Below are 24,237 nucleotides of genomic sequence, written 5' to 3'. Positions count from 1 at the left end.
CGATCATATTAAATTGATGTCACTAAAATGCCGTATTTGGCATTTAAAAACATTCCTACACGAATGATATCCACACCTGCTGCATGTGTGACTGACAACTCTTGAGTATGTACATCAAAATGGAAAGAATCAAAAATATCCTGATGCTGCATCAACCATAGAATGGTATCAGTCGTACTTTCATCTACCTTATAAGTTTCTGACTTAAAATCTTTATCCATACTATTCAAATATCTTTGCTTGATCTATTTATCATAAACAATCAATAGCTTTTATGCAGCTTGTAAAAAAAACACTTAGCCAAAGGAGATTAATAGCTAAGTGTATAAAAGAGGAAATGATAATAGATTAATTAAGCTGCCAAAGGACTCACAATAATTTGACCTGCCTTTAAGCTTCCAACCGCTTTAGGATTAAATTCGAGTGTTAATACATGATTATCCAAATGCAAATGATAGCTACGAATCAATGGCTGTGAACCTTCATCAGTTTCAAGTACATATTCATCAGCAATATTTAAAATACCTTCTAAATTCGTAGTGCTGGATGCACGATCATGACTAAACAAATCGTAAATTGTATGTAAGTTAAAACTTGTTTGCTGTTCAAAAGGATGCGCTTTTAGATAACTTTCCAAGAAGAGAACAAACTTATGAGCAAAGAAATAGTAGTTTGGTTTATGTGTATAAAGCATATTCATGAGTAGCTCTTTTCGATGTATTTTTCATCTAATCATGACTAAAAAACTAAGGATTCAACCTTAAAAAATTCTTAAAGAAAGTTTGGCGTTTTTGTTAAGAATGTAATTCTAGTGCTCATTTTTCATTCGTTATTTTGAAGCTGTAATAAAAAATTAATATAAAAAAATGGCTATTTTGAATAAAAAATAAACAAATAGTGCATTATTACTTACAAAATAAGACATTAAATTTCACGTAATTTATCTAAAATTCACAAAACAAAAATCGTTTTAAAAAAGAACTATAAAATAAACAATGAGTTATTTTTTCTAAATTTTTAGCATCAAGCAAAAACACAAAAATGTGACACAGTTTGCGCTTTTTAATTTAAATGATATATTCAATATGTTACTTATTCAGCGCAATAACTAACTGAAAAAGTAGGGTCTGTTGACACTTACTGTTCATAATTAACCCTATAAAGGTAGCCATAAAAATATACAGTCTAAAGCAACAGAACTTTGATAATTTCTTTTGAGCTTGTCATATCGAGTAGCTATTCCTCTGAATTGCTTTAATCTACAAAACATATTTTCAACTAAGTGGTTCTGAATCATAGCCTTTATCTGCGCATACCACTTTTGTCTCTTTTAAATCTAATGTTGATATTAAATCAGGTGCAACTTTAACATCATGTGTGGTTCCATCGCTAATCATGAAATCAATAGGATTGCCATGGGCATCAACAATCAAATGTATTTTTGAGGAGTTACCTCCTACACTTTTAGAAATAGATTGATTCGCTATGCCGGCAGAATGTTGATGAGCACGTACATGAGAGCCATCAATAAAAATCCACTCCATATCGAGGTATGAGGCTAGTAATTTGAATAATCTAAGTAACTTACAGCTGCTTGAGCAACGATTAAAACGTTTGAAAATAGAGTTTGAATGACCAAAACAAGAAGGAATATCTCGCCACGGACAGCCTGTTCTAATTCTATAGAGAATAGCTTCAATAAAATTGCGTAAATTTGAGTTGTGGTGAATGGATAAATTACGCAGAATAACTTTCAACTTTTGCCAATGTTGATCTGTCAACATGGTACGAGGCATAGCGAATAGTAAAATTGGGTTTGGAGATTTGATTTTATTACTTCGCTATTTTTTAAGCTAAAAGTGTCAATACACCCTAATAAAATTATCAATACTTATGAAAATCGTCGTTACCTCCTATACAAGCAAGAACAAAGGTGGACCGACAACCCTTTTTGGCAAGCACATCAAACCGTAGCAAAACAACTTGATTATGCAGTTATGAACGAAGATTTTATGCGCATATTCTTTGTACACGACAAAAAAAGACAACTCATTGAAATAATGGCATAATACTTGTTTTCTGACGACGAATATGATGACACATTTCAATGAGTTACATCTCATCTTAAACAAATATCTAAAGTGGAACAAGTCACGTGTAAAATGTTTTACACTGATTATGCTTGCATTAATTGTAAAACAGACATGTAATCTTTCTTCTGCATCTAAAGCCTTACCCATCAAGTGCTTACCACAATCATTTTATCGACGTATACAACGCTTCTTTGCAGATCAGTACTTCGATTATCGTCAAATTTCTCAGTTAATTTTCAATATATTTTCATTCGATAAAGTCCAATTAACTTTGGATAGAACCAACTGGAAATGGGGAAAACGAGATATCAATATCTTGATGTTAGCCATCGTCTATCGTGGAATAGCGATACCTATAGTAAAACCGCTTAATTACCCATACACTCGTTAAAGAAACGACTAAAAAGCTTATCTATTGAGTTAACCAACCATTTTTTCCTTTTTGCTTTAACCCATGCCCACATTTTTTCAATAGGATTAAGGTCAGGACTATAAGGTGGTAACCAAAGTATTTGATGCCCATGTTGGGCTAATAGATCTTGTATATCTTGTCGTTTATGGAAGGCTGCATTGTCCATGACAATTACACTATTCGAGGGTAATTCTGGTAATAAAAACTTATCTACCCAAAAATGAAATACATCCGAATTTACTTTGCTATCAAATAAACCCACTGCAAATAACTTACCCTCATGGATTGCTCCTATTGCATTAGTTTGATTTTTTAATTGCCAATTATATGTTCCATAACAAGGAGTTCCCTGTTTTGAATAACCATGAGGTCTATGTTCATGAGATTTAAATCCACTTTCATCAAGATAGATAATCTGGTGTTGATACCTTAATCGGTTTAAATCTTTTAAATACTGTTCTCTGAGTTCTGTTTTTGCTTTCGGGTGCCGTAAGGTCTTTTTTTAACTGTGATATTTAGACGCTTGAGCGCATCTCCAATTGTAGAAGTACCACAACCAAAACGAGCAGCGCGTTCATATTGATAATCATCAGGATATTGCTCAACATCTGCACGTAAGGCATCATCATCAACTTTAGATGGTTTTCTTGGTCGAGTTCTTTTTATTTCGATTCGCTTTTTCCATTCGACAATTGTATTTTTATTAATTTCGAAGTGCTGAGCAACCGCTCGGATAGATTGACCTTCTTCAAGCTTGGCTAATATTTTCTTTCTAAAATGTATTGGATAACTCATATTGGTATTGTATTGGTTTTTTGACGTGTTGACTATATTGTTTGGACATTGCTCAATAAACGTGGAAATTCAGATACAAAAGAGCGTATTGCTTTGATTCAACGCTTTATCTCCATTTTTGGTAAAGACCGTATTGTGAATGTGTTTGCAGATAGAGAATTTATCGGTGAGAAATGGTTTACATGGTTAATTGAAAATGACATTAACTTCTGTATACGTGTTAAAAAAACTTTATTGTGACCAATCACTTAGCTAAGAATCATAAAATTAGTGATTTATTTCGTCATCTTCAAGTTGGTCAAACAGAATGTCGTAAACGACGTATTTGGGTTGGTCGAGTGAAACTGTATATTAGTGCGTTACGATTAGAAGATGGAGAACTTTTACTTGTTGTTTCTCCTAGGTTTAATGCTTCTGCTATTCGTGATTATGCATTACGCTGGGAAATCGAAACCTTATTTAGTTGTCTCAAAGGACGTGGATTCAATCTTGAAAATACTCGTTTAACAGACCCTAGACGAGTCAAGAAATTGATAGCAGTGCTAGCCATCGGTTTCTGTTGGTGCTATTTAACAGGTGAATGGCAACATGATCGAAAAAAAGCGATAAAAATAAAGAAGCATGGACGACTTTCAGTCAGTTTATTTCGATACGGTTTAGACTATGTTCAGATGGCTATTCTACGTTTGATTGGTTTTGGAAAAAAAGAAGAATTTAAGAAAGTGCTCGCAATTTTAAGAAAGAAAAAGCCTGATAGGACAAGGGCTCTATGAAATTTGTCGTGTACAGAGGCGCATATTTTAAAAGTCAGACATAAACATCATCTATAAACACCCACATTTCGATAAAAGTTAAATATAAAATCAATAACTAAGAACAGCTTGTATTCTTACTCAAGTTTTGATGTACTAAAATACAGGATAGCAATAATTCCGATAACAACATCTTTTACCACACAGTGTATCGATCCATCGCACTCAACAATAACTGCGATGGGATAAGGAGCAAGTAAATGTCAAATTATATGCCATCGATACGTTTCAGTTTGTTGTTATTTGCCATGACTCCTATTTTGATAAACATAAGCGGTTGTTCTAACAACCTTCAGCAAAAAAAAACCATAACAAATATGCATCAACTTCCCTATCCAACCATTGATAGAGAACTCGGTGAAAAATTACAGCCTGATGAAGAAATAATAGCGAATCAAATTACAGAGCAAATTGTTCAATCAATTCGAAGTCAATACTCCTCTGGCAATGCATTGAGAGATGCGCACCCAAAAGCGCATGGCTGCGTACGTGCAGAGTTTCATGTATCAAAATCTATACCCAAAAACTTAGCCCAAGGAATTTTTGTTCCTGATAAGACCTATTCAGCATGGATTCGTTTTTCTAATGCTTCTGGTGATGCCACAAGAGCAGATGATACAAAAGACGCGCGTGGTATGGCAATAAAATTGTTAGGTGTCCAAGGTAAAAAAATCTTGGAAAATGATGAGCAAGCGCTGACTCAAGATTTTATCATGATCAACCACCCTGTATTTTTCGTAGATGAACCTTTACGTTATTTATCTTTTATAGAAGATACAAATAGCAAAAGTACTTTAAAAAAATTGCATATCCCTTTCGCATTAGGTTTTAAAGGAACACTCAACGCATTGGGAGCAAGCAATTCAAAAATATCGAATCCAGTTCAAGCTCGCTATTGGTCAATGGTTCCCTATCAATTAGGATTAGGTGCTGATCGTCAAGCAGTAAAGTATTCAGCAAGACCTTGCTCCCTAAGTGCAGATACTATGCTTAATCAATCAGATCCTAACTTTTTGAGGGCAGCTCTACAAAATACCTTAAATAAGAAAGATGTATGTATGGAATTTCTTATACAACCAAGAACATCAAATAAAATGCTTGTAGAAACTTCGATGAATGAATGGAAAGAAGACAAGGCTCCTTTTTATAAAGTTGCAACCATTCATATTCCTCAACAGGTTTTTAGTACGCCTGATCAGAATAAATTTTGTGAAAACCTTTCATTTACGCCTTGGCATTCTCTACCTGAACATAAACCATTAGGTGCGATAAATAGATTACGTAAAGTAATATACGAAAATATAAGTATCGTCAGACATGAAATGAATTCTGCTCAGAGACAAGAGCCTAAATAGAAATGGGCTTTGTTTGATCCTACACAGTATTGTGGATAGTCGGTGCCCTCAAAACTCTTAAAATGTTTCTGTTCAAAGGCTTCTGGGATTAACCAGCCGTTTGCGGAATGCCTTCTGACGCGATTGTAGTAAACTTCAATATATTCAAACAAGACAGAGTTTGCCTCTTTTTTTGTAGAAAATACACTGTCATGTACCACATGTCCTTTTGATGTATGAAAAAAACTTTCTGTTACTGCGTTACCCCAGCATGAGCAGTATACTGCGCAAGGCTGCGCGACATACTTTCAAGACAGTTATTCGTTAATAATAGTGCTCTAAAATCACGACTGCAGTATTGACTGCCTTGGTCTGAATGGACCATGATATTCGTTGGATATTGAGGTGCAAGCACATAATTAAATGTGTCAAACACCAATTGACGGTCTATTCGATGGCCGGTTTGCCAACCAACAATTCGACAACTAAATAAATTGGTTTTGTTTCAATAACCTAACTCTGCTCTAGCAAAGATGATAAAGCAGTTTGTGATGCCAACTTATACCTTTAAACGTAAATGCAACATATGTGTCGCTATGGTATGACGAATATGATCTGCCCGATTTTTAAAATATCGTTCGCTTAAACCATATCCCGACAGATCTTCAGCCACTTGATAGCCCATTTGATTTACAGCTTGATGTAAAGCTTTAGGTCTAAATTGTCCTTTTAACGGCTCTTTTAAGAAACGTGTGAATTGAGAAACGAACATACTTCCAAAACGTTCTACTCCAGATAATTCACGATAATCAATTGAATAATCCATCACCACTTCACTTTTTGCAGCAGCAATACTGCTAATAATTTTTAAAGTATGGAGTATCGTTTGCGGTTCAAGATAATGGGTTGTACCTAACCATGAGAAAAATGCAGGTTGATTTTGTTGAAAGCCACTTCGAGCTAAAGCATTATCAATAGACTCTTTTTCAAAATCAATTGGCACAAATTCAACATTGGTCGGGATTTCTCCAAACTCTTTCAGCTTTTTTTGTTTTGCTGCCTGAGTATCAGGATGGTCCACTTCAAAAATTTTGAGATCAGGATAGTGTTGAGCTTGGCGTAAAATAAACGAATCCAGCCCAGCCCCAACCAAGACATATTGCTGAATACCGTGTTGAATTGCTTGCTGCAAAGCATCTTCGGCATAACGTGAACGCCCAACCACCTGCCCTGTCAACAATCCCAAGCTTCGGTTAAACGTGGATGAGTTCATTACTTTAACGGTCAGTGGTGTCGTTAGTAATTTTTTCCAGCCCTGACTAGTCAACTCAAATGCAAACGGATCAGAAAATACTGGATTTTCAGCATTCTGAAAGTGATTTGCTCTTAATGCCGCCGCAGCCTCAGCCGTTCGGCTGGATTGTCCTTCTTTCATATCTTTTTCCCAAGTTCTTTATATTTGGCAAAAAATAAGCAGCAAATTCCATCCTAAGATAAAATTTACTGCCCTTTCACGATTTATTTAAAAATTAGTTGGTTTTTTCAGTCTGGTATGTCACTTGGTAATCATTCAAGTCCATACGTTTTAAACGTTGCTTCAACTTCTTCAACGACCACGGCCATGCAGCAAAGTTACGGCCATTTGCATCTAAATAATAACTCTTACAGCCACCCGCATTAAATACTGTGGTTTTAAGATGTTTTTGCACCAGCTCATTATGATGCTTGATCACTTCAGGCTTGATGTTCAACTTGGCAATGCCTTGGTCTCTGATTTTCAATAAACCATCAACAATATAATCCAGTTGCGCTTCTGCCAAACCAATGAATGAGTCATAGACCAGTACGTTTGGACCTAATACCAAGAATGCGTTTGGTACATTTTCAATACTTGTACCTAAATATGCTTCTGGAGAACTACTTTTCCATAAATCATTCAAGCATTCACCTTTCTCGTTTGAAACACGCTTACCAATAGGTGGATGTGAAACTTCAAAGCCTGTCCCCCAAATGATCACATCCACTTCATGACGTTCACCATTGGCAGACACCACAGTATTGTCTTCAACCTTGACCAATCCATGTGGAATGAGTTTAGTATTTGGTTGTTGTAAGGCTGGATAATAGTTGTTAGCGAACAATAAACGCTTACAACCAATGGTAAAGTTTGGCGTTACATTTTTGCGTAATTCAGGATCCTCAATCTGGAAACGTAGAATCAGTTTCGCTAACTCACCGACAGGCTTTAATACGGCTGGATTACGCAAACCAAAGTTGATTGCATTCAATGATTGAGCAACCGCTTGACGCCAAGTTTTTTGAATCAATGGAAATTTTTCAATTAATTTTTTGCTGATATCGCCCAAGTCAGTATCAGGCTTTGGTACGACCCACGGCGCAGTACGTTGGAATACATAGAGTTCTTTAGCTTTTGGCTGGATTTGTGGCACAAACTGAATGGCTGATGCGCCAGTTCCAATCACCGCAATACGTTTACCCGTTAGATCATAGTCATGATTCCATTTTGCTGAATGGAACATTTCACCCTTAAAGGTTTTCAGACCATCCAGTTTTGGAATTTGTGCCTCAGTAATTGGACCTGTGGCAAAAATCGCAGTACGCGACAAGAATTGCCCTTTATTGGTGTCCATCACCCATAAATTACGTTCATTGTCCCATTTAGCGCCCAACAACTCTGTACCGAATTCAATTTTCGAACTTACATTGAATTTTTCGCTAACTTCTTCTAAATAACTTAAGATCTCAGGCTGACGAGCAAATAAATGACTCCATTTAGCGCTTGGCGCAAATGAGTATGAATATAATGCTGATGGAACATCACAACCACAACCTGGATAGGTGTTTTCACGCCATGTGCCGCCGACACGCGTCGCTTTTTCAATAATCTTATAGTTGGTATAACCCACTTGATCAAGACGGATTGCAGTTGCAATACCTGAAATACCTGCACCTACGATAAATGTATCGTAAATGTGTGGAGGCAATGCTTTTTTGTCAGCAGAATTTAATTTTTTTGCTTGAGCTGTCATTAAAATTTCCTTTCATTTATTGCTCTGAAATAAGCGTATCTTTAATCTTATTTCAGTCATCAAAATCTTTTACCCGATAGGATTTACTTCATTAATCGGTACGATGTGCCCAAAAATTTTGCATATAAATTTGGTGCAGTACGTTTCATCAACCAGAATAATTTGGCATCAATTTGTGGGATGGTATAAAGCTCACCTTTGTCTAAACGATCCAATGTCAACTTTGCGACTTTATCACTGGTCGTAAACGCAAGATTGGTCAAGGCATAATCTAAAAGACCCTTATGTGGTACTTTGCCATTTTTGATGATATTGGTCGGGACTAACGTTGGACAAAGTACATTAACCTTAATGTTCGACTTTTTAAGTTCTGCTGACAGCGTTTCAGATAATGCACGTACACCCGCTTTGGAAACGTTATAAACAGTCATCTCTGGTGCTGCGGTAAAGGATGCTGCTGAAGCAACATTAATGATTGCACCATAACCTAATTGTTTGAATTTAGGTACAAAAGCACGACAACCATAGATAACCCCCCATAGGTTGATATCCATACACCATTTCCAGTCTTCTGATGACATTTCATCAAACTTACCACCAAGACCAATACCTGCATTATTAATCACCAAAGTAACAGGGCTCCGCATCAATTGTTCAGCTTGCTCAGCCAAATGATTAACCTGCTCTTCTTTCGCAACATCACATTGCACCGCAAAGGCCCTTTCCCCTTGTGCTTCAATCAAAGCCACCGTTTCTTTTGCTGCATCCAGATTGATGTCTGAACACACCACTGTGCCGCCACGTTTTGCCAGTTCAAGGGCAAAGCTACGCCCAATGCCACTGCCTGCACCTGTCACCACAGCAAAGGCTTGTTGGCTTGGTTTATTTTTTTTCTTACCAAATAGTCTCATCGTAATTCCATAATTAACCAATGTATTGATCAATACAAATTTATTTCCATCTCAAAACTGTTTTAAGCAGCTTGCACTTTTGGCGTAAATTCCTTCACAAAAAATGGATGTAGTGCTCCACCTTCTGATAATAATTTCTTTTCGTAATATGCAAAATAAGCAGACGCATCATGATCATTTGGATGGAAATCTGGACGTAAATAATCAAAAATTCGACTTTGCGTACTACCAAACACACCATCTTTTGGACTGAATACCAGTTTCACGCCACGTGCCGCATCTTTCCAGAATTTTGGAGTCAACATTTCCTGTGGTTTACGCAGTAAAGGCACCCATGTTGTGGTCATTGGAATAAGGCCTAGAATGGTAAAATACGCAAGGAAGAAACCAGCAATACGCAATGCATAGTTACCATTCAATGTTTGGTAAACGTCATAAGCCACATCTTTATGCTCAGATTCTTCCAGCATGTGCCACATCCACAAAGCACGTGTTTTGGTATCATCGGAGAAATAGAAGTTCTCTTCATGGGCCATCATGTATTCCGCCAGCACAGCAGTAAAATGCTCAATTCCAGCCATTAATGAAAGTTTCAATGGTTGTGGAAACTTTAAGAAAATATGATCAAAGAATTTTTCTCCCAGAAAACGATAGAGCTTTACCGGATAATCCAGTTCAACAATCGCATCGTTAAACTCATTGTGAAGTTTTGAGTGAATCGCCTCCTGACCAATCAATGACGTCACTCGCTGTCTTAAAATAGGATCTTTGAGTAAATCACGATGGTGACGTGCAGTTTCAATCACTAAATCTTCACCATAAGTCAGGAATACTGAAAGTGTCGCAAAGAAAAGTGTCGCAAACTGATTATTCATATAAAACGAAAGATCAACCTGTTTGCCTTCAAACCCAATTGCCAGATGGCGGATTGGAATACTTTTTTTACTTGCAAAATCAATTTGCTCAGTTATCGGGTTAGATTTAAATAAACTTAAACCTTTCTTTAATGTGTTGCTAATCATGGCTACACCTACCTACTTCACTTGAGCGTCACTTGCCCTTTACATTCTTTGAATCAGGTTCATCTCTTTTTGTATAGCTACATATTCTTTGAGTTACGAAAAAACATTCGGGAGATTTTTGTGAACCTAATTTCCTACTAGAAACAATGTAAACCGATCTTATGTTCGGATTCAATTCGGGTAAAACAATCAATTAAATAAGGTAATGATCAACACAAAAAGTTAGACATTTTTATTTAAAATTAAAATATCAAATTGACTAAATTTGAAATAATGCAATATATATCAATTATTTATTTTATTTAAAATACTTTAAGTCATCTTTATGTTTCATTGATATAAAAGAAATTATTATTTTTATTACACTGCATAACTTGATATTCAAAAGTATGTAATTTTGTTTGTTCGGATTATGTAGGCTGATCTTTTACTTCCATGTGGAGCATGCTAATCTGACATTATGTTCGGATTTATATAACAATATTTATGGGTACTCGAAAACCACGTCAAACTCGATCAAAAGTAACAGTAGATACGATTATTGAAGCAGGCTTTATCGCTGTTGCAACAAATGGTACGAGTGGAACCACAACACGTCACATCGCAGATATTGCAGGCGTCAGCGTCGGCTCTTTATACGAATATTTTAAAAATAAAGAAGAAATCTACGATGCAATGGCAAAATCATTTGTCAAAGAAGTTCTAGACATGGTTAAAGAACTAACACCTATTATAGTCGAAATGGAGTTAGAACCATTATTTGAAATGATTTTCTATACGTTCCGTGACTTGTTGACCCGTGACAATGACCGTTACCTGATCTGTCTACGATATGCAACTGAACTTAAATATGAACGCTATATTGGGCAAATTGAAATGGCATTGATGGAAGTTCTGATGAAATACATGATGCGCCACCCTAAATATTTGAAAGTGAGCAATTTGAGTGTTACGGCCTATATCAGCATCAATAGTAGTATTTTTAATGTGGCACGACATCTCATTTTGCCTAATCCACAAATTAGTTTCGATGAAATGGTCAAAGGTCTAAGTACCATGATCATTAGCTATATTGATGCAGAATTGTAAGCATCCAGTGAAGCCCACTTGAACTCAAGCAGGCTTCCAATTATGCGGCAGCAGCGCTTCGATATCTTTCATTTTATGTGTTGGCAGCCTTTTCAACACATCACTGAGATAGGCATACGGATCAAGACCATTCAGCTTGGCTGACTGGATTAAAGTCATGATGTTCGCTGCCCGTTGACCACTACGCAGTGATCCTGCAAATAGCCAGTTTTTTCTGCCTAATGCCCACGGACGCATCTGGTTTTCTATCCAATTATTGTCTATTGGCAAATTGCCATCATCCAGATAACGGCTTAAGGCAGACCAGCGTTTTAGGCTGTAATTGATTGCTTTCGCTGTAGGCGAACTCTTTGGTACTTTATCTTGATATTCTTTCAGCCAGACATACAGTTGACGCATGATCGGTTGACTGTCCTGCTGCCTTCGCTGGTGGCGTTGTTCGGCACTACAGTCTGGTATCTCTCGTAATTCTGCCTCAATTTGGTAAAGCTGTTGAATCAATTGCAGAGCTTGTTCGGCAATGAGACTTTTACCCGTCACATGCAGCTCATGGAATTTACGACGGGCATGGGCCATACAACCCACTTCAATCATCTGACCTGAGGCAAAACGTGCCTTATAACCACTGTAATCATCACAGATCAGTTGACCTTGCCAGCCTTTTAGGAAATCTTCGGCATGTTGACCTGATCGACTCGGTTGAAAGTCATAGATCACCGCCTGAATAGAGTTGTACTGTGTGGTGGCATAGGCCCAGACATAACCTTTCTTGGGTTTCTTCTCGGCAATCTGCATCACGGTCACTGGTGTTTCATCTGCATGAATCACCTGTTGTTGTAATATGATCTGTTTTAAGGCTTCTGCTAGTGGTTCTAACTGTACACCACATTGACCAACCCATTCCGATAAGGTTGAGCAAGCAAGATCAACCCCGACACGCTGATAGATCAGACGTTGACGATATAAAGGTAAATGATCCGCATATTTTGAAACCAGCACATGGCTGAGCAATTCAGGTGTAGCAATGCCTTTATCAATCACATAAGCAGGCATCGGTTCTTGAATCAAGGTATCACACTGATCACAGACCCATTTGCCACGGATATGCTGTTCCTTGTAGAACTGTGCTGGTCTGAAATTGAGTTTCTCGCTCAGGTCTTCACCAATACGACGAAGCGTGCAGCCACAACTGCATTGTGTCGATGCAGGCTCATGCTCTATACGAATGATGGCTAGATGATCTGGCAGCGGTCGGCGTTTCGGTTTTATTGCTTTGGTTTCAGCCGATTTGGGTTGATCCGCATTCAGTCGTTCCAGTTCTAAATCAACGGCTGCGATATCTTCTTCAACTGCTTCATCTAACAAGCTGATTTGTTTGGCAGTGAGGTGTTCATTCTTCTGAGCAAATTTATGCCGTTTAAACAGCGCAAGTTCATGCTCGTATTTTTGTGTGAGTACAGATAGGTGCTGAACTTTGGCATCGAGGTGTTGATTGGATTGTTCGAGTTGTTGTTTATCTTCTACAAGTTGCTGATTCTGCATTGCCAACTGCTGGGTAAATTCCAGCAATTGTTCATGGGTCAGTTGGCTTAAATGAGGCAGCATATTCATGACCGCAGTATGCCTGAGATCAGGTTAGGGATGAAATAGGTCGTTTGGAGGATGGTAAAATAAAGGTATCTGGTTTAGATCATTGTGACCACGTGCTGTTGCCCAATTCTCTGCCAAGCTAAACCTTGAATTAATGCCTGTAATTGTTCCGCATTGATACTCATTGTTTCACCCTGATGAACCTGCGCCCAGTGGAACTTCCCTTGTTCCAATCGTCGGGCACACAGCCAAATCCCTAGACCATCATGTACCAACACTTTCATACGATGGCCTCGTTTATTACAGAACAGATAGGCGCAATGGGGTTTAACACCACCAAAGGCTTTCAGGACTTGAGCAAGTGCAGTATCTGTACCTGCTCGCATATCCATGGGTTGGGTAGAGAGCCAGATTTCATCAATGCGGATCATTTGATCAAACCTTGCAGCAGAAATAGTAATTCAGTTGTTGATTCCACAGGCCATTCGATTTCAATCATTTGATCTCTTTCGGAACCTGGTCCCTCATGCAGTGGAATCCTGATATGAGCAGGAGCTTTCTTCTCAGGCACAGGTGATGGAGATGTCTCTTGTTTGACTGGCATCGAGTGAACAATGACAGGAAGAAAGTCGGTCTGTGGGATAGGCAGGTTTTTTAATGGAGGGGGCATTGATTCGGACTGGCGAATCCATTTATGCAGTAGATTAGCATTGATCTGATGTTGCATTGCCACGTTAGCCACTGATGTGTCTGGCTGCTGGCATTGTTGAATAAGCTGATGTTTGAATTCGGCTGTGAAAGTTCGGCGAGGCTTTTTTTGCGTTGGTGCACTGTCTATAACTGTCTTTAAATCCATAAATAGGTGTCCACTTATTGGTTAGTGGACACTATCGGGGGATTGATCCACTAAAAATAGTGGTGATTCACTGGAGGCTTACGCAGAATTAGCTAAAGCTGAACGTTAAAAAAGAGCTTTAAAGCTCTCTTTTAACGTACTTTCACTGTTTTCAACAGAGTGTTATTTTTCTACTTGGAGATCCTGACGTTGCTTGAAAGTTGATACCTCTTTACCTTCTGGATCAACATAGACTAATTCGACTCTACGACTTAATGCATGACCAAACTTCTGATTTTCATCGTTAATTGTTTGATTTTTACCTTTTGCCTCAACAGCAACTCGATCTAAATGAATCCCTTGTTGTTGAAGATATGCAAGCACACTCTGCGCTCGTCTCATGGAAAGTTTCAAATTATACTGTTCGCTTGCACGAGCATCAGTAAAACCATACAGAGTCAAGGTGTAGGTTGGATTGTCTTTTAAGAACGTTACAACTTGATTTAACACATCAATCGATTCTTTTGACAAGTTTGATTGATCTAAAGCAAAGTGTACGACATTTGGCGCATTGGATGGAACTTTAGCTACCAGTGGTTCAGTAACAACTTTCTGTTCAGGCGACCAAATTGGCCACTTGCCTTTCACTCCATGACAACCTTTAGCATCACCATTCAATTCTTGTAAAGATGGATAATTAATTTTAGGTAATTCTAATGTTGTTGCAGACTTGCACGCCGATGCTTTAAGATTTGATTGATCAATTAAACTTTGAGCGGATAGAAACAGTTCTCTTGAGTGTCTCCATCCAAGTTCACAATGCTCTGCTGCTGCCCAAACCAACATCACTTCTGCTTGAGCAATCTCAGCCTGAGCACATGAAAAACCTTCAGTTTGCTTTAATAATTCAGCATTTGCCCAAAGGTCTCTGCGCATGACACTTGAATCAGAAAGAATAGCCGTTGTCAGCGTAAATTTTTCAATTTGTCCTTGTTCTAAAGCATCAATAATATATTTTGCTTGTTGAAGTGCTTCAGTTCTCGCAGAACTTAGACTCTTTTCACTTCCTTCGTGGGCAGCGTAACTTAACCATGTTAAGGCTTTTATCGCTTGATAATATGCAATATTTTCAGATGGTTTTAAATAAGGTATCAGACGTGTTTGTAATGCCGCAACTTGCTTATCTTTAGGATTATAAGGCTTCTGTTGATTGACATCTTGTACCAAAGAACTAGATTGCTCTCCAACAATAATTTGCTCAGATGCAGACTCAGCAAATACAGAAGTGCTTACTGCAAGCAAACTAGCAGAAACCCCTATATAAAAATAAGAACACATTTTATATAAATTATTGTGAAGATATTTCATGTTTATGGTTCTCTCGAAGCATTTATTCCAGCGTTATTACCAGCAAATAGATTCTCATCGAATTTGAATCTAAAACGAACATAAGCGCCCTGAATTGTAGTATCACTATCTACCAGATCATCATCTTTATAACCTGAGAAGTTATAGCCACCTGACAACCATAGATTTGCTGCAACGAGATACCCAACCTCACCACCCACGAGAACTCGACGCCCTGAACTCATATCAGACCATAATACACCTGTGTGTATTCCTGCATCCCATCTTTCATTGATGTCATATATAGCTCTTGCACTGAACATGTGTGTCATACCTGTAGACTCTAAACCAGAGAATGTAGCCTGCACATTTTTCACCGCATATTGACCCGACAAGGTAAAATCACGTGTTGGATGATAATTTAAATGGTTCGAGAAAATATAAACATGTTTAAGATACGGATTGTTTAAATCAGTTTTATTATCATCATAACGATATTCAACTTTAGCTAGTGCATCAAAACGATTGTGTTCTGTATCACGATAAGCCAATCCTAATTGGAAGCGATCCACTAAACGATCACCGCTACTCTCATTTTTGCTATCTGTTAGGCTAACAACATTTTTTGCCAATAATGTCACATCATCCGAATATTTATAAGCAACGCCTAAATTGTTCAATATCGTATCTGATTGATCTGTCCAACGTGCTTCAATGCGAGCAACAGCTTTCCAGTTAGGGTTCTTTAAATATTCAATACCTAAAGATGCTGCTGTGCTATCAGAATTTGAGTTATTGGCATTTGATAATGATTTAGTTTGCTCAAAACTCGTATTGGCATAAAAACCTTTTTCAAGTTCCCATCGATTACGTAAACCAATTGCTGCCTCAGCCTCTCTCGCACTAATACCATCCCGAACACGATATTCACTGAAGGCTGTTCCATTATTGTTATATTTACTATCAAGACCGAATACTGTTACATTGCGGCGTTGATTACTATTCAGATCATAAAGACCACCAATGCTTGAAACTAATTCGTGACGACCATAAGCACGGAGTTTTGAATTAATCTGGTAATTCGCACCCAAGGCAAAAATACGGCGCTCAGCTTCGGAAACATCCTGCTCATATTCAGCAAAAACATTTGAACCCTGCCAAGGAAGCTGTGTGGTGATTTTTGTACGTGCGGTTAAACCATGATACGGCGCTGTTTGTGAAGCACCCAACAGTGCTGGATTCTTAGACTCATCGTAATACTTGAGACCCAGCTCAACCGCGACAATACGGCTGATCGCACGTTCGATACTGGCAGAAACACCCTGATTGAAACCACTCTGCAAATCTTCAGTACGGATGGCCTCCAGTTTTGCCAAACCGATCTTACCCAGTTGCGCACGCCCTTTTATACCACTTTCCTTACGACCAGCAGTAATAGGTGCCGCTGTATTATAAAATTCTCTATCAGCTTGGTTATGATAAACTTTCATCTCCAAGTCTTTATAAGAATAGTTTAATTCAACTCGTGCAGCATCACCCGATAACTTACCAGTTGCATCTGGTTTCACATTTCCTGACGTCGATGAATTTAAGTCATCATTAATATTCTCTGAACGAGCAAACTCAGCAATGAATTTACCTTTATCATTGGCAAATTTAACGACAGTATTCACACTTGCTAACTGATCTTGAGTTAGCGGGTTATTACTCTTCACATAAGAACCACCTACTTTAACTTTATCGGTGACTTTTACAGAACCAGACACACCACCAACCGTATATTCTTCACCACCTTGATCAGATTCAACTGTAATTCGTAAATATACTGGGTTTAAGTCAGCATCAACACTTGGAACTGGATCTTTCAAATAAATACTATTACTGAAAGTATCAATCTCATAATCAGTAAAACGAGTCAAAGTGCTACGCGAAATGATCAGGCCTGGATTATTGCGGTCACGGGTAACCACCTCAACTTTTTCACTATTAGCAAGCACATCATCGGTATTGATATTGCCCATGCTATAAGGACCCGAAATCCCCATGGCACGTTGTTCATTCACAACTTGTTGTGTATTTGTCTGTGCAGCAAACGCAGTAACTTTATATTTATCAGCTTCTACTGTACTACGAACACCTGTCAATGAACGGTTGTATTGACCTAAAGATAAGCCCTCATCATTTTCAGTACGTGTTACGTAGTCACCATACATTGCATATGAACGTCCTTTATCGACACGAACATACAATTTACTAGTAGATTGAGCATCAAAGCCTTTGGCAGCAGAGTCACCATAAACTGGGTAATATTCATCTGGACGAATATCACGGAATAATCTTTGGTTTTTATCTTTATCTGAATCATATGCAAGTGTAAGCAGGTATTCACCTTTTACCTTACCTTTCAAAAATAATGCAGCACGACCCGTTATATTGCGCTTACCGTCTTTTGAAGCTGAAATCTCATTTAATTCTTCTTCAAAACCATCATTTGAATTAATACCACTCAATTCTTTAGGGTCAAACTTTTTGAAATTAAAAGAACCTTCAACCAGACCAACTGCGATGATCGGACGTAAATCAGGTAAGAAACGTATTGGTGTACTGCTATGGAAAATACCACTTTCAACCGACAGTGTTCCTTCACCTGCTTCAATTGGCGCTTGAATTGGAACAACAAGCGTACCACCTTCAACAAATACCTGAATACCAGCTTGTTTCGGGTCAAGGTCCGTCAAACCAATTTTACCAATCGAGCTATCCAGCGTAATAGGTGTACGGCTAGAAACCAATGTGCCATTACGGTCAACAATTTTCATGGTTACATTGAAATAATCACGACCGTTGGCTTGCGGTTGTACTTTGGCTGACTCAAGTAACAGCTTATCCATTTGGTCAGGCACAACCACATTGACCTTTTTGGTATCGCGAATATTGCCCATCATATCGACTTGACGAACTTCAATACTGTTCTTACCCACAGCAAGATCGACACCGATAAAGTCCAGACCTGCAACCTGTAAATCAGGCAAAATTGCACGTTTACCAATGCGTTTCTCAGAAACCTGTGTGCCATTTACCCAGAGCTCAAGCTGAGTGCCTGCTGCACCTTTAACTTGAATGAAGGTCTGAGGATAAGGCAATACTTGCCCATCTTTAAGATTTAAAATTTCTAGTTGATTATTCACAGCTTTTTCTAAAGCTGCTTCAAGATTAATCATTTTGGCAGAATTAACAGTATCTACAGACTCTTCCTTTGGCATAGCAAGAGTTGAAGAACTTGGTAAAGCGCTAGATGCTTGAACACCAGACTTTTCGGGTTCAAATTGTATTTGCTTGATTTCTTTAATTTGTTCTTTTGAAAAATCAAGATTACAATTCGCCTGAACTCCAACGGCTGAAATACAGCCACTCGATGGCTGTCCACGAACATCCGTAACTTTAGAAAAAATTGGATCAATCGTTAAATCAGAACGTAATATTTGCTCTAAATTTGTATTCTCTTGTTCAATACGTTTTTTACGCTCTAGCACCCGTTCAATTAAAGATCCTGAACATTGACCAACACCTTCAGCTATCGTAAAATCGGCACGATGCAATTCACCACGTTTTAAATCGACAAAACGACTATTTGGATCACCTGCTTGGCGATTATTCATTAATACTAATTCAGAACCAATTGGTAAACTTGTACGATCGACTTTTAAAACATGCGTTTTTGCACTAATTCCATAGAAATCATACTTACCTTCGCTATCAGTAATAACATAACTACCATCTTCAAGATAAATACGAACACCAGGAACACCTATTTCACCAGCATCTTGGACGCCATTCCGATTACAGTCAGTAAATATTTTACCAACAATAAAACCGTCAGAAATCATCATACCAGGCGTAACTTCTACTTTTGCTGATGCTTCATTAGACTCAACACCTTTCGCATCTTTGGCACGAACACGGTTGATACCATCACCATTGAGTGCATTTGGTCCAATATAAACGCGATACTGTACTTTAACTTCTTTATTTGGAGTGAGTGTACCTAGTCCAAGTGTTAAATAAGGTCCCTTACCGCCTAATGGATCTTCTACCTTTTTACCATCAACACGCATTGAGCCTTGAACATAAATAAAGCCTCGAGGAAGTGTATCTGTAATTGAAACATTCGTTGAATCTGCCGTTCCACGATTTGCAACATTAACTGTATATTCTTCGAATTCACCAATTTCAGCAGTTTTATTTGAAGCAACTTTTTTTACAAATAAAGATGAATTCGTATTATCCACTTCAGGGTCAATTGGAATATCAATATTGAGTGCAGGGTCACCATTATTTAATGTGAATTGCCCTGCATAAGACCACTTTAAATCAACTGCTTTATCTGCTGGGAAACTTGAATATACCTTGCGATCACTAATAAAAGTATAACGTTTGTCACCTGGGATAGTGTTTGTGTCTACAATAAAACTATATGTACCTGCTTTCACCAGTGGGTAGATAAATTCACCAGCACTATTAGTCACTTGTTTTGCAGGAATAGAAATCTTATCACCTGTTTGAGGATTAATTTCAAATGCTACATTGTCACCAATTGGTTGACCATTTTGATCCAATAAAGTAACTGTAGCACCGGCTACAGGTAAACCCGTTTTAGCATCAAATACTGTACCATAAGGATCCATTAACACACTTGTATTAATGTCGGTAATCGTTCCTGTTGACTGGCCTTGCGCATCCAAACAATCCGTTAAACTAATATCAACTTTATCACGTTTAAGTGTCTGCAAAACTGCATCATATCGAATGCCTTTATCTGAAAGAGTTGTTGGTAATGTATAGTGGAATACACCTGTATTTGGTCCAGTTTCAATACCAATAACTTCTTCTAAATCATCTGTTTTTGTAGATTTAATTCGAATTTTCACACGATCTGGAATATAACGATCAGCATTACAACTTGCATTTTTAGCTTCTATATTCAGTGGCTTATTTACACTACCAGTTGCCAAAATATTTTTAAAATCACTCGAATTATTTGTAATATCTGATGAGCCGCTAACTAAAGTAGATGCAACGTTTGATAACACATCTTTCTGACTATCAGTGACAGCATACGAAACTTTATAAGTATTTTTTACTGTGGTTTTTGCAATATTGCGGTTCATACTAACAACAAGATCAACTTGCTCAGATGTATTTGCAGCAATTTGTGGAAAACCGACAACAAGCTGGTTGATCTGTGTAATGTCACTTGGAGCAATAGTGCTATAACTATTATTGGCAAGCTTGTATAAAATTTTTGCTTGAGTATTTTTTACTAAAGCAGATTTAAATGTTGTATTAGGTGGTAAATCATCAACCAACAAAACCATTTTTTTTGTTTGACCATCCACCATGACATCGGTTGGTCTAGCTGGCTGCTTACCTTCGTTGCTAATATTGAGCGTGTAATTTAAGTCATAATTTGCACTTGCAGAAGGCTCAAAAGTTTTTTGTTGTACTTCTTTAGTTGCAACTAATTTTGCACCATAGCTAATTGCACTATCTGTAGCGATTGCAATTGCTGTTGTATCTTCAACAACTGTTGCTTTAATTGGTAAATTAAATTGCTGACCTTCTGTTAAATTTGAACTTGTGGTAGCAACAACCCACAAATTGACACTTTGGCCAATTTGTAAAGCTACATTAGTTGTTAACTGTTGATCATTCGTGTCAAATTGACCATCTTTGTTGCTATCTATGTAGATTTTAATATTATTTAATTCATTAATTGTTAATGCTTCTAGCTGAACATTAACAGGTGCATTACTATTATTCGATAAAGTATTGGCCCATATTACTCGCACACTAGGTTCAACATCGAGTACTGGTGGGGTAGTTAAAGTAATAGCATACAAAGCTGAAACATTAACTTCGACTGAATTAGAAACTGATTGTTGGGATTTACCATCGGGTGCAACATAAGTTGCATAGGCGATATTTTGGATAGAGCTACCCACTTCAGGCATATTCGCTGCATAACCATACTGCGCTGACAATATTGATACTGTCAACGTTGATAACATGAATGTCATGTTATGGAATGCGTTAGATTGCTTCTGTTGTAGCACAGCGCTTACCCTTCAACTAAATAGTCTAAAAAATTTTAAAATTTATTTGAGGTGAACACCTGCCTAGGCAAATGTTCACATCTTTAATTATTGATTTACATTAGATCATGTTAATGAGTATTACTCATCAACTTTGATTACGAACTCTAATGATGCTGTTGCATTTGGTGCAAAACTTGCTTGTGCTGCTGAAACAGTACCTGTTGCACCATCAGCAGAAATACCACCAAGTGTTGCGTTGGTTGCTTTTGGAGACACACCTGAGATTGCTTTCAAGGTAGTGTATGACGGCGTATTATCGCTAATCACAACATTGGTTACTGTCGCATTACCTTCATTGGTCGCAACAATACGGTATTTCACACATTCGCCTGGTTTTGCCGATACAGTCATTTGTGTATATGTTCCAGATACCGCAGCACCTGTTGTACAGTTTGCAAGATACTGATCTTTCACCAAACGTACCTGACCCTCAGTAACTGTGGTCAAGTCAGTATTTTTCAATGCAGCATGGCTAATTCCATTGTAATCAACTGGATTAAAGGTCAAGACTACTGGGTTTTGTGTACCCACAGTTGCATTGACTGGTGCCTGAACCTTAACGAGTAAGTTGACTGTAGCACCCTTAGCAATACCAGCATTACCAGGGAATGTAAGAGCAGCTCCTGTGACTAGCGTATCATTCGCATCGATCAAGCCGTCATTGTTGTTGTCAATATACAAACTGGCTGCCCAGTCAGTATTTAAACTAGTTAAAGTAAATGGTATACCCGCTGCGGTTGCACCTTCAACCAAGTTACTATTGTTGGTTAAAGTGTGTTTATAAACAACTGTACCCCCTGGTGCAACCTGACCAATACGATCCTGATTTAGAACCAGTTTACGGTCTGCCTGAACAGTCAGTTTTTCTGCGATGGTGTCGCTCAAACCTGTTGCTGGCGACGTTACCGTTAACAGTACCTCTTGATCGCCTGCTGTTTCACCTAATGGCGGTGTGATCACAGCTACCAGTTTTTTAGTACCTGTCTGGGCGTCAAGATTACCTGTATTGGTAATTGGTGAACCTGTTGGACCAGTACCTGCTGCATCTGCAACATAGAACTTCACATCCCAACCTGCTGGCAAGTTATGGGATAAATTAAAGTTATCGCTTACTGAACCGAGGTTGTCTACCTGTAATGGGAATGTTACCGAGTTACCTGGTAGAACTGATACTTCATTCGCATATTTATTAGCATCCTTACCTGAACCAACAGCTGCACCAGAACCATCTTGATTGGTCGCATTACCGTTATGTAAGTCCACAGTTGCAGGGGTGACTTTGGTAATAATCAAATCCAAAGTATCGGCAGTCTGAGCTGGGTTTGACTTCGGTTTTACCAATAAAGTTGCTGTAAGGTTTGGATTTGCTGCGTTTGCATAGGATGCAGGCAAGGTGATTTTTGCCACCAGCTCATACTTTCCACCTTTGGCAAGGGTACCTGTTGAAACAAATGGTGTTACTCCATCTGCCTGATACAACGTAATTACACTATTAGGAGGCAAGGTGCCATTACTAGTTGAAACCGTAAATTCGTCGGCGAAATTACCTGTGTTATGGATTACGATCTTTTCAGTTGCTGCTGTACCAAACACAGCAACTTGACCCTGAAGTAGATCAGCAATGGTAATCTGGTTATCTAAAGGAGCACCAGGGTTTGCACCATCGGCATAGTTATTGGTATCACTATCGTTAATGGTACCTTTGAAAATCTTTGCAACTTCAACATAGTTGTCGTTAGATGGTGTCTTGGTTCCTGTACCAGGATCAACTTCCGCAGTGTTTCTAATCAAGGCTGGATCAGTGTTTTGCACCACACGTGCTTTAAAGGTCAATGTACCTGTGGTATTTGGTGCTAAAGATGGAATCTTTAAGGTTAAAGTATCGCCAACAATCTTATAGTTATCAACAAAACCAGGACCAGCCGTATCATCAACGGCATCTGTTTGACTAACATTCATCAGCTTGGCAGTACCTGGCACATATTCTAATCTAGAATCTAGTTTATCAGTCACCAGAACATTGGTTGCTGTACTGTTCCCCGTGTTTTTATACACCAGGGTATAGGTCACTTCACGATCAGCAGCAGTAGCTTTGGTTGCATCAATCAAGCTGACACTGGCCGATTTCGTCAAGCTAATGACAGCACCATTGATAATAGTCACGGTATCGGTATTGCTGGCAGTGAGTGCTCCACCAGTCACAACATCAGTCCGACCACTGACCGCATTTAACGTCCATTGACCTGTGTTACTCGCGGCTGCCGTTGCACTTGTGGTACCCTCAACAATCAAGTTAACCGACTGACCTGCCGCCAGGGTTATTGTACCCGTTGCATTACCAATGACAACTGGTGCACCATCAGGCGTACCATCATTATTGGTATCCAGATAGACTTTAAGGCCACTAAAGTCATAGTCATCACCAGAACCATTAGCAATATTCGCCACGCTTAAAGTAATGGTATCGCTACTATTACCATTGTTGGTTAAGGTATGTGATAAAGAGACCAAGGCGTTCGCATTGGCAGTTGCAGTACGGTTTGCAACCAACGTGATACTTCCAACAGGTGAAACTGTGGTGGTCACAATGTTTGAGTTTACTGTCTTACTTGCACCCGTACTATCGGTATAGGTTGCAGATGCAACGTTACTGATATTTGTACCTGCTGCTGGTGCAGCGGCATGTGCAGATGAAATGAAAGCAGCACTACCAGCGACCAAAGCAATAGAAGCCGCAAGTTGTGTAAGTTGTAGACGGTTTGACATTATTTTACCCCTTATATGTAAAATGC

General features: G+C 38.4%; 15 protein-coding genes and 5 pseudogenes. 4 read left to right on the top strand and 16 right to left on the bottom strand.

What is annotated here, in order from left to right; translation table 11 throughout:
• Window positions 1-8: 8 nt before the first annotated feature.
• The 3 genes and pseudogenes from F908_RS06725 to F908_RS06715 form a co-directional block, all read right to left on the bottom strand.
• Window positions 9-221 carry a hypothetical protein gene (locus F908_RS06725; protein WP_004661803.1) on the bottom strand — a complete coding sequence of 71 codons (213 nt, stop codon included), beginning with the start codon at window positions 219-221 and terminating at the stop codon, window positions 9-11.
• Between the two features lie 131 nt (window positions 222-352).
• Window positions 353-700, bottom strand: coding sequence for a hypothetical protein (locus F908_RS06720; RefSeq protein ID WP_005159573.1), 348 nt, complete (start codon window positions 698-700; stop codon window positions 353-355).
• A gap of 437 nt (window positions 701-1,137) precedes the next feature.
• Window positions 1,138-1,796 (bottom strand): annotated as a pseudogene (locus tag F908_RS06715) (IS5 family transposase).
• A gap of 298 nt (window positions 1,797-2,094) precedes the next feature.
• On the opposite strand from F908_RS06715, the pseudogene F908_RS15485 reads away from it, so the two are divergent.
• Window positions 2,095-2,454 (top strand): annotated as a pseudogene (locus F908_RS15485) (IS4 family transposase); the annotation flags it as partial.
• Between the two features lie 7 nt (window positions 2,455-2,461).
• On the opposite strand, the pseudogene F908_RS16085 reads toward F908_RS15485, so the two are convergent.
• Window positions 2,462-2,935: pseudogene (locus F908_RS16085) on the bottom strand (IS630 family transposase); the annotation flags it as partial.
• Between the two features lie 17 nt (window positions 2,936-2,952).
• The gene (locus F908_RS06700) at window positions 2,953-3,300 is read right to left on the bottom strand and encodes an IS630 transposase-related protein (protein ID WP_005156618.1); all 348 of its coding nucleotides are present in this window, start codon (window positions 3,298-3,300) and stop codon (window positions 2,953-2,955) included.
• A 36-nt stretch (window positions 3,301-3,336) separates the two neighbouring features.
• Between F908_RS06700 and F908_RS06690 the strand changes: the two are divergent.
• Window positions 3,337-4,073, top strand: a pseudogene (locus F908_RS06690) (IS4-like element ISAba33 family transposase); the annotation flags it as partial.
• Between the two features lie 239 nt (window positions 4,074-4,312).
• Window positions 4,313-5,467, top strand: a complete 1,155-nt coding sequence (locus F908_RS06685; RefSeq protein ID WP_005159565.1) for a catalase family protein — start codon at window positions 4,313-4,315, stop codon at window positions 5,465-5,467.
• Between the two features lie 19 nt (window positions 5,468-5,486).
• On the opposite strand, the pseudogene F908_RS15480 reads toward F908_RS06685, so the two are convergent.
• The 5 genes and pseudogenes from F908_RS15480 to F908_RS06665 form a co-directional block, all read right to left on the bottom strand.
• Window positions 5,487-5,942: pseudogene (locus F908_RS15480) on the bottom strand (DDE-type integrase/transposase/recombinase); the annotation flags it as partial.
• A gap of 63 nt (window positions 5,943-6,005) precedes the next feature.
• A complete protein-coding gene (locus tag F908_RS06680; RefSeq protein WP_005159562.1) occupies window positions 6,006-6,881 on the bottom strand; it encodes a class I SAM-dependent methyltransferase in 876 nt (291 codons plus the stop codon).
• Window positions 6,882-6,975: 94 nt separating this feature from the next.
• Window positions 6,976-8,496 carry a flavin-containing monooxygenase gene (locus F908_RS06675; RefSeq protein ID WP_005159561.1) on the bottom strand — a complete coding sequence of 507 codons (1,521 nt, stop codon included), beginning with the start codon at window positions 8,494-8,496 and terminating at the stop codon, window positions 6,976-6,978.
• Between the two features lie 83 nt (window positions 8,497-8,579).
• Entirely contained in the window at window positions 8,580-9,407 is an 828-nt protein-coding gene (locus F908_RS06670; RefSeq protein ID WP_005159559.1) for an SDR family NAD(P)-dependent oxidoreductase, read from the bottom strand.
• Window positions 9,408-9,469: 62 nt separating this feature from the next.
• A complete protein-coding gene (locus F908_RS06665) occupies window positions 9,470-10,429 on the bottom strand; it encodes a metal-dependent hydrolase (protein WP_005159558.1) in 960 nt (319 codons plus the stop codon).
• Between the two features lie 486 nt (window positions 10,430-10,915).
• On the opposite strand from F908_RS06665, the gene F908_RS06660 reads away from it, so the two are divergent.
• Window positions 10,916-11,518: a TetR/AcrR family transcriptional regulator gene (locus tag F908_RS06660; RefSeq protein ID WP_005159556.1), complete on the top strand. Its 603-nt coding sequence runs from the start codon at window positions 10,916-10,918 to the stop codon at window positions 11,516-11,518.
• Between the two features lie 24 nt (window positions 11,519-11,542).
• On the opposite strand, the gene tnpC is transcribed toward F908_RS06660, so the two are convergent.
• The 6 genes from tnpC to F908_RS06630 form a co-directional block, all read right to left on the bottom strand.
• Window positions 11,543-13,129 carry an IS66 family transposase gene (gene tnpC, locus F908_RS06655; RefSeq protein WP_005159552.1) on the bottom strand — a complete coding sequence of 529 codons (1,587 nt, stop codon included), beginning with the start codon at window positions 13,127-13,129 and terminating at the stop codon, window positions 11,543-11,545.
• A 74-nt stretch (window positions 13,130-13,203) separates the two neighbouring features.
• Window positions 13,204-13,539, bottom strand: a complete 336-nt coding sequence (gene tnpB / locus F908_RS06650; protein WP_005157151.1) for an IS66 family insertion sequence element accessory protein TnpB — start codon at window positions 13,537-13,539, stop codon at window positions 13,204-13,206.
• Window positions 13,536-13,964: an IS66-like element accessory protein TnpA gene (gene tnpA, locus F908_RS06645; RefSeq protein WP_005157149.1), complete on the bottom strand. Its 429-nt coding sequence runs from the start codon at window positions 13,962-13,964 to the stop codon at window positions 13,536-13,538. Before tnpA ends, tnpB begins: the two co-directional genes overlap by 4 nt.
• Window positions 13,965-14,126: 162 nt before the next feature.
• The gene (locus F908_RS06640) at window positions 14,127-15,245 is read right to left on the bottom strand and encodes an OmpA family protein (RefSeq protein WP_228127621.1); all 1,119 of its coding nucleotides are present in this window, start codon (window positions 15,243-15,245) and stop codon (window positions 14,127-14,129) included.
• A gap of 68 nt (window positions 15,246-15,313) precedes the next feature.
• The gene (locus F908_RS06635) at window positions 15,314-21,403 is read right to left on the bottom strand and encodes an SdrD B-like domain-containing protein (RefSeq protein WP_005159546.1); all 6,090 of its coding nucleotides are present in this window, start codon (window positions 21,401-21,403) and stop codon (window positions 15,314-15,316) included.
• A gap of 120 nt (window positions 21,404-21,523) precedes the next feature.
• Complete coding sequence (locus F908_RS06630) at window positions 21,524-24,211, bottom strand: beta strand repeat-containing protein (RefSeq protein ID WP_005159542.1); 2,688 nt, start codon at window positions 24,209-24,211, stop codon at window positions 21,524-21,526.
• Between the last annotated feature and the right edge of the window lie 26 nt (window positions 24,212-24,237).

Source organism: Acinetobacter sp. NIPH 284, from assembly GCF_000369425.1.
In the GTDB taxonomy this organism is placed as follows: Bacteria; Pseudomonadota; Gammaproteobacteria; order Pseudomonadales; family Moraxellaceae; genus Acinetobacter.
Note: the sequence above shows the minus strand (reverse complement) of the source record. Positions and strands in the feature narration are given on the sequence as shown.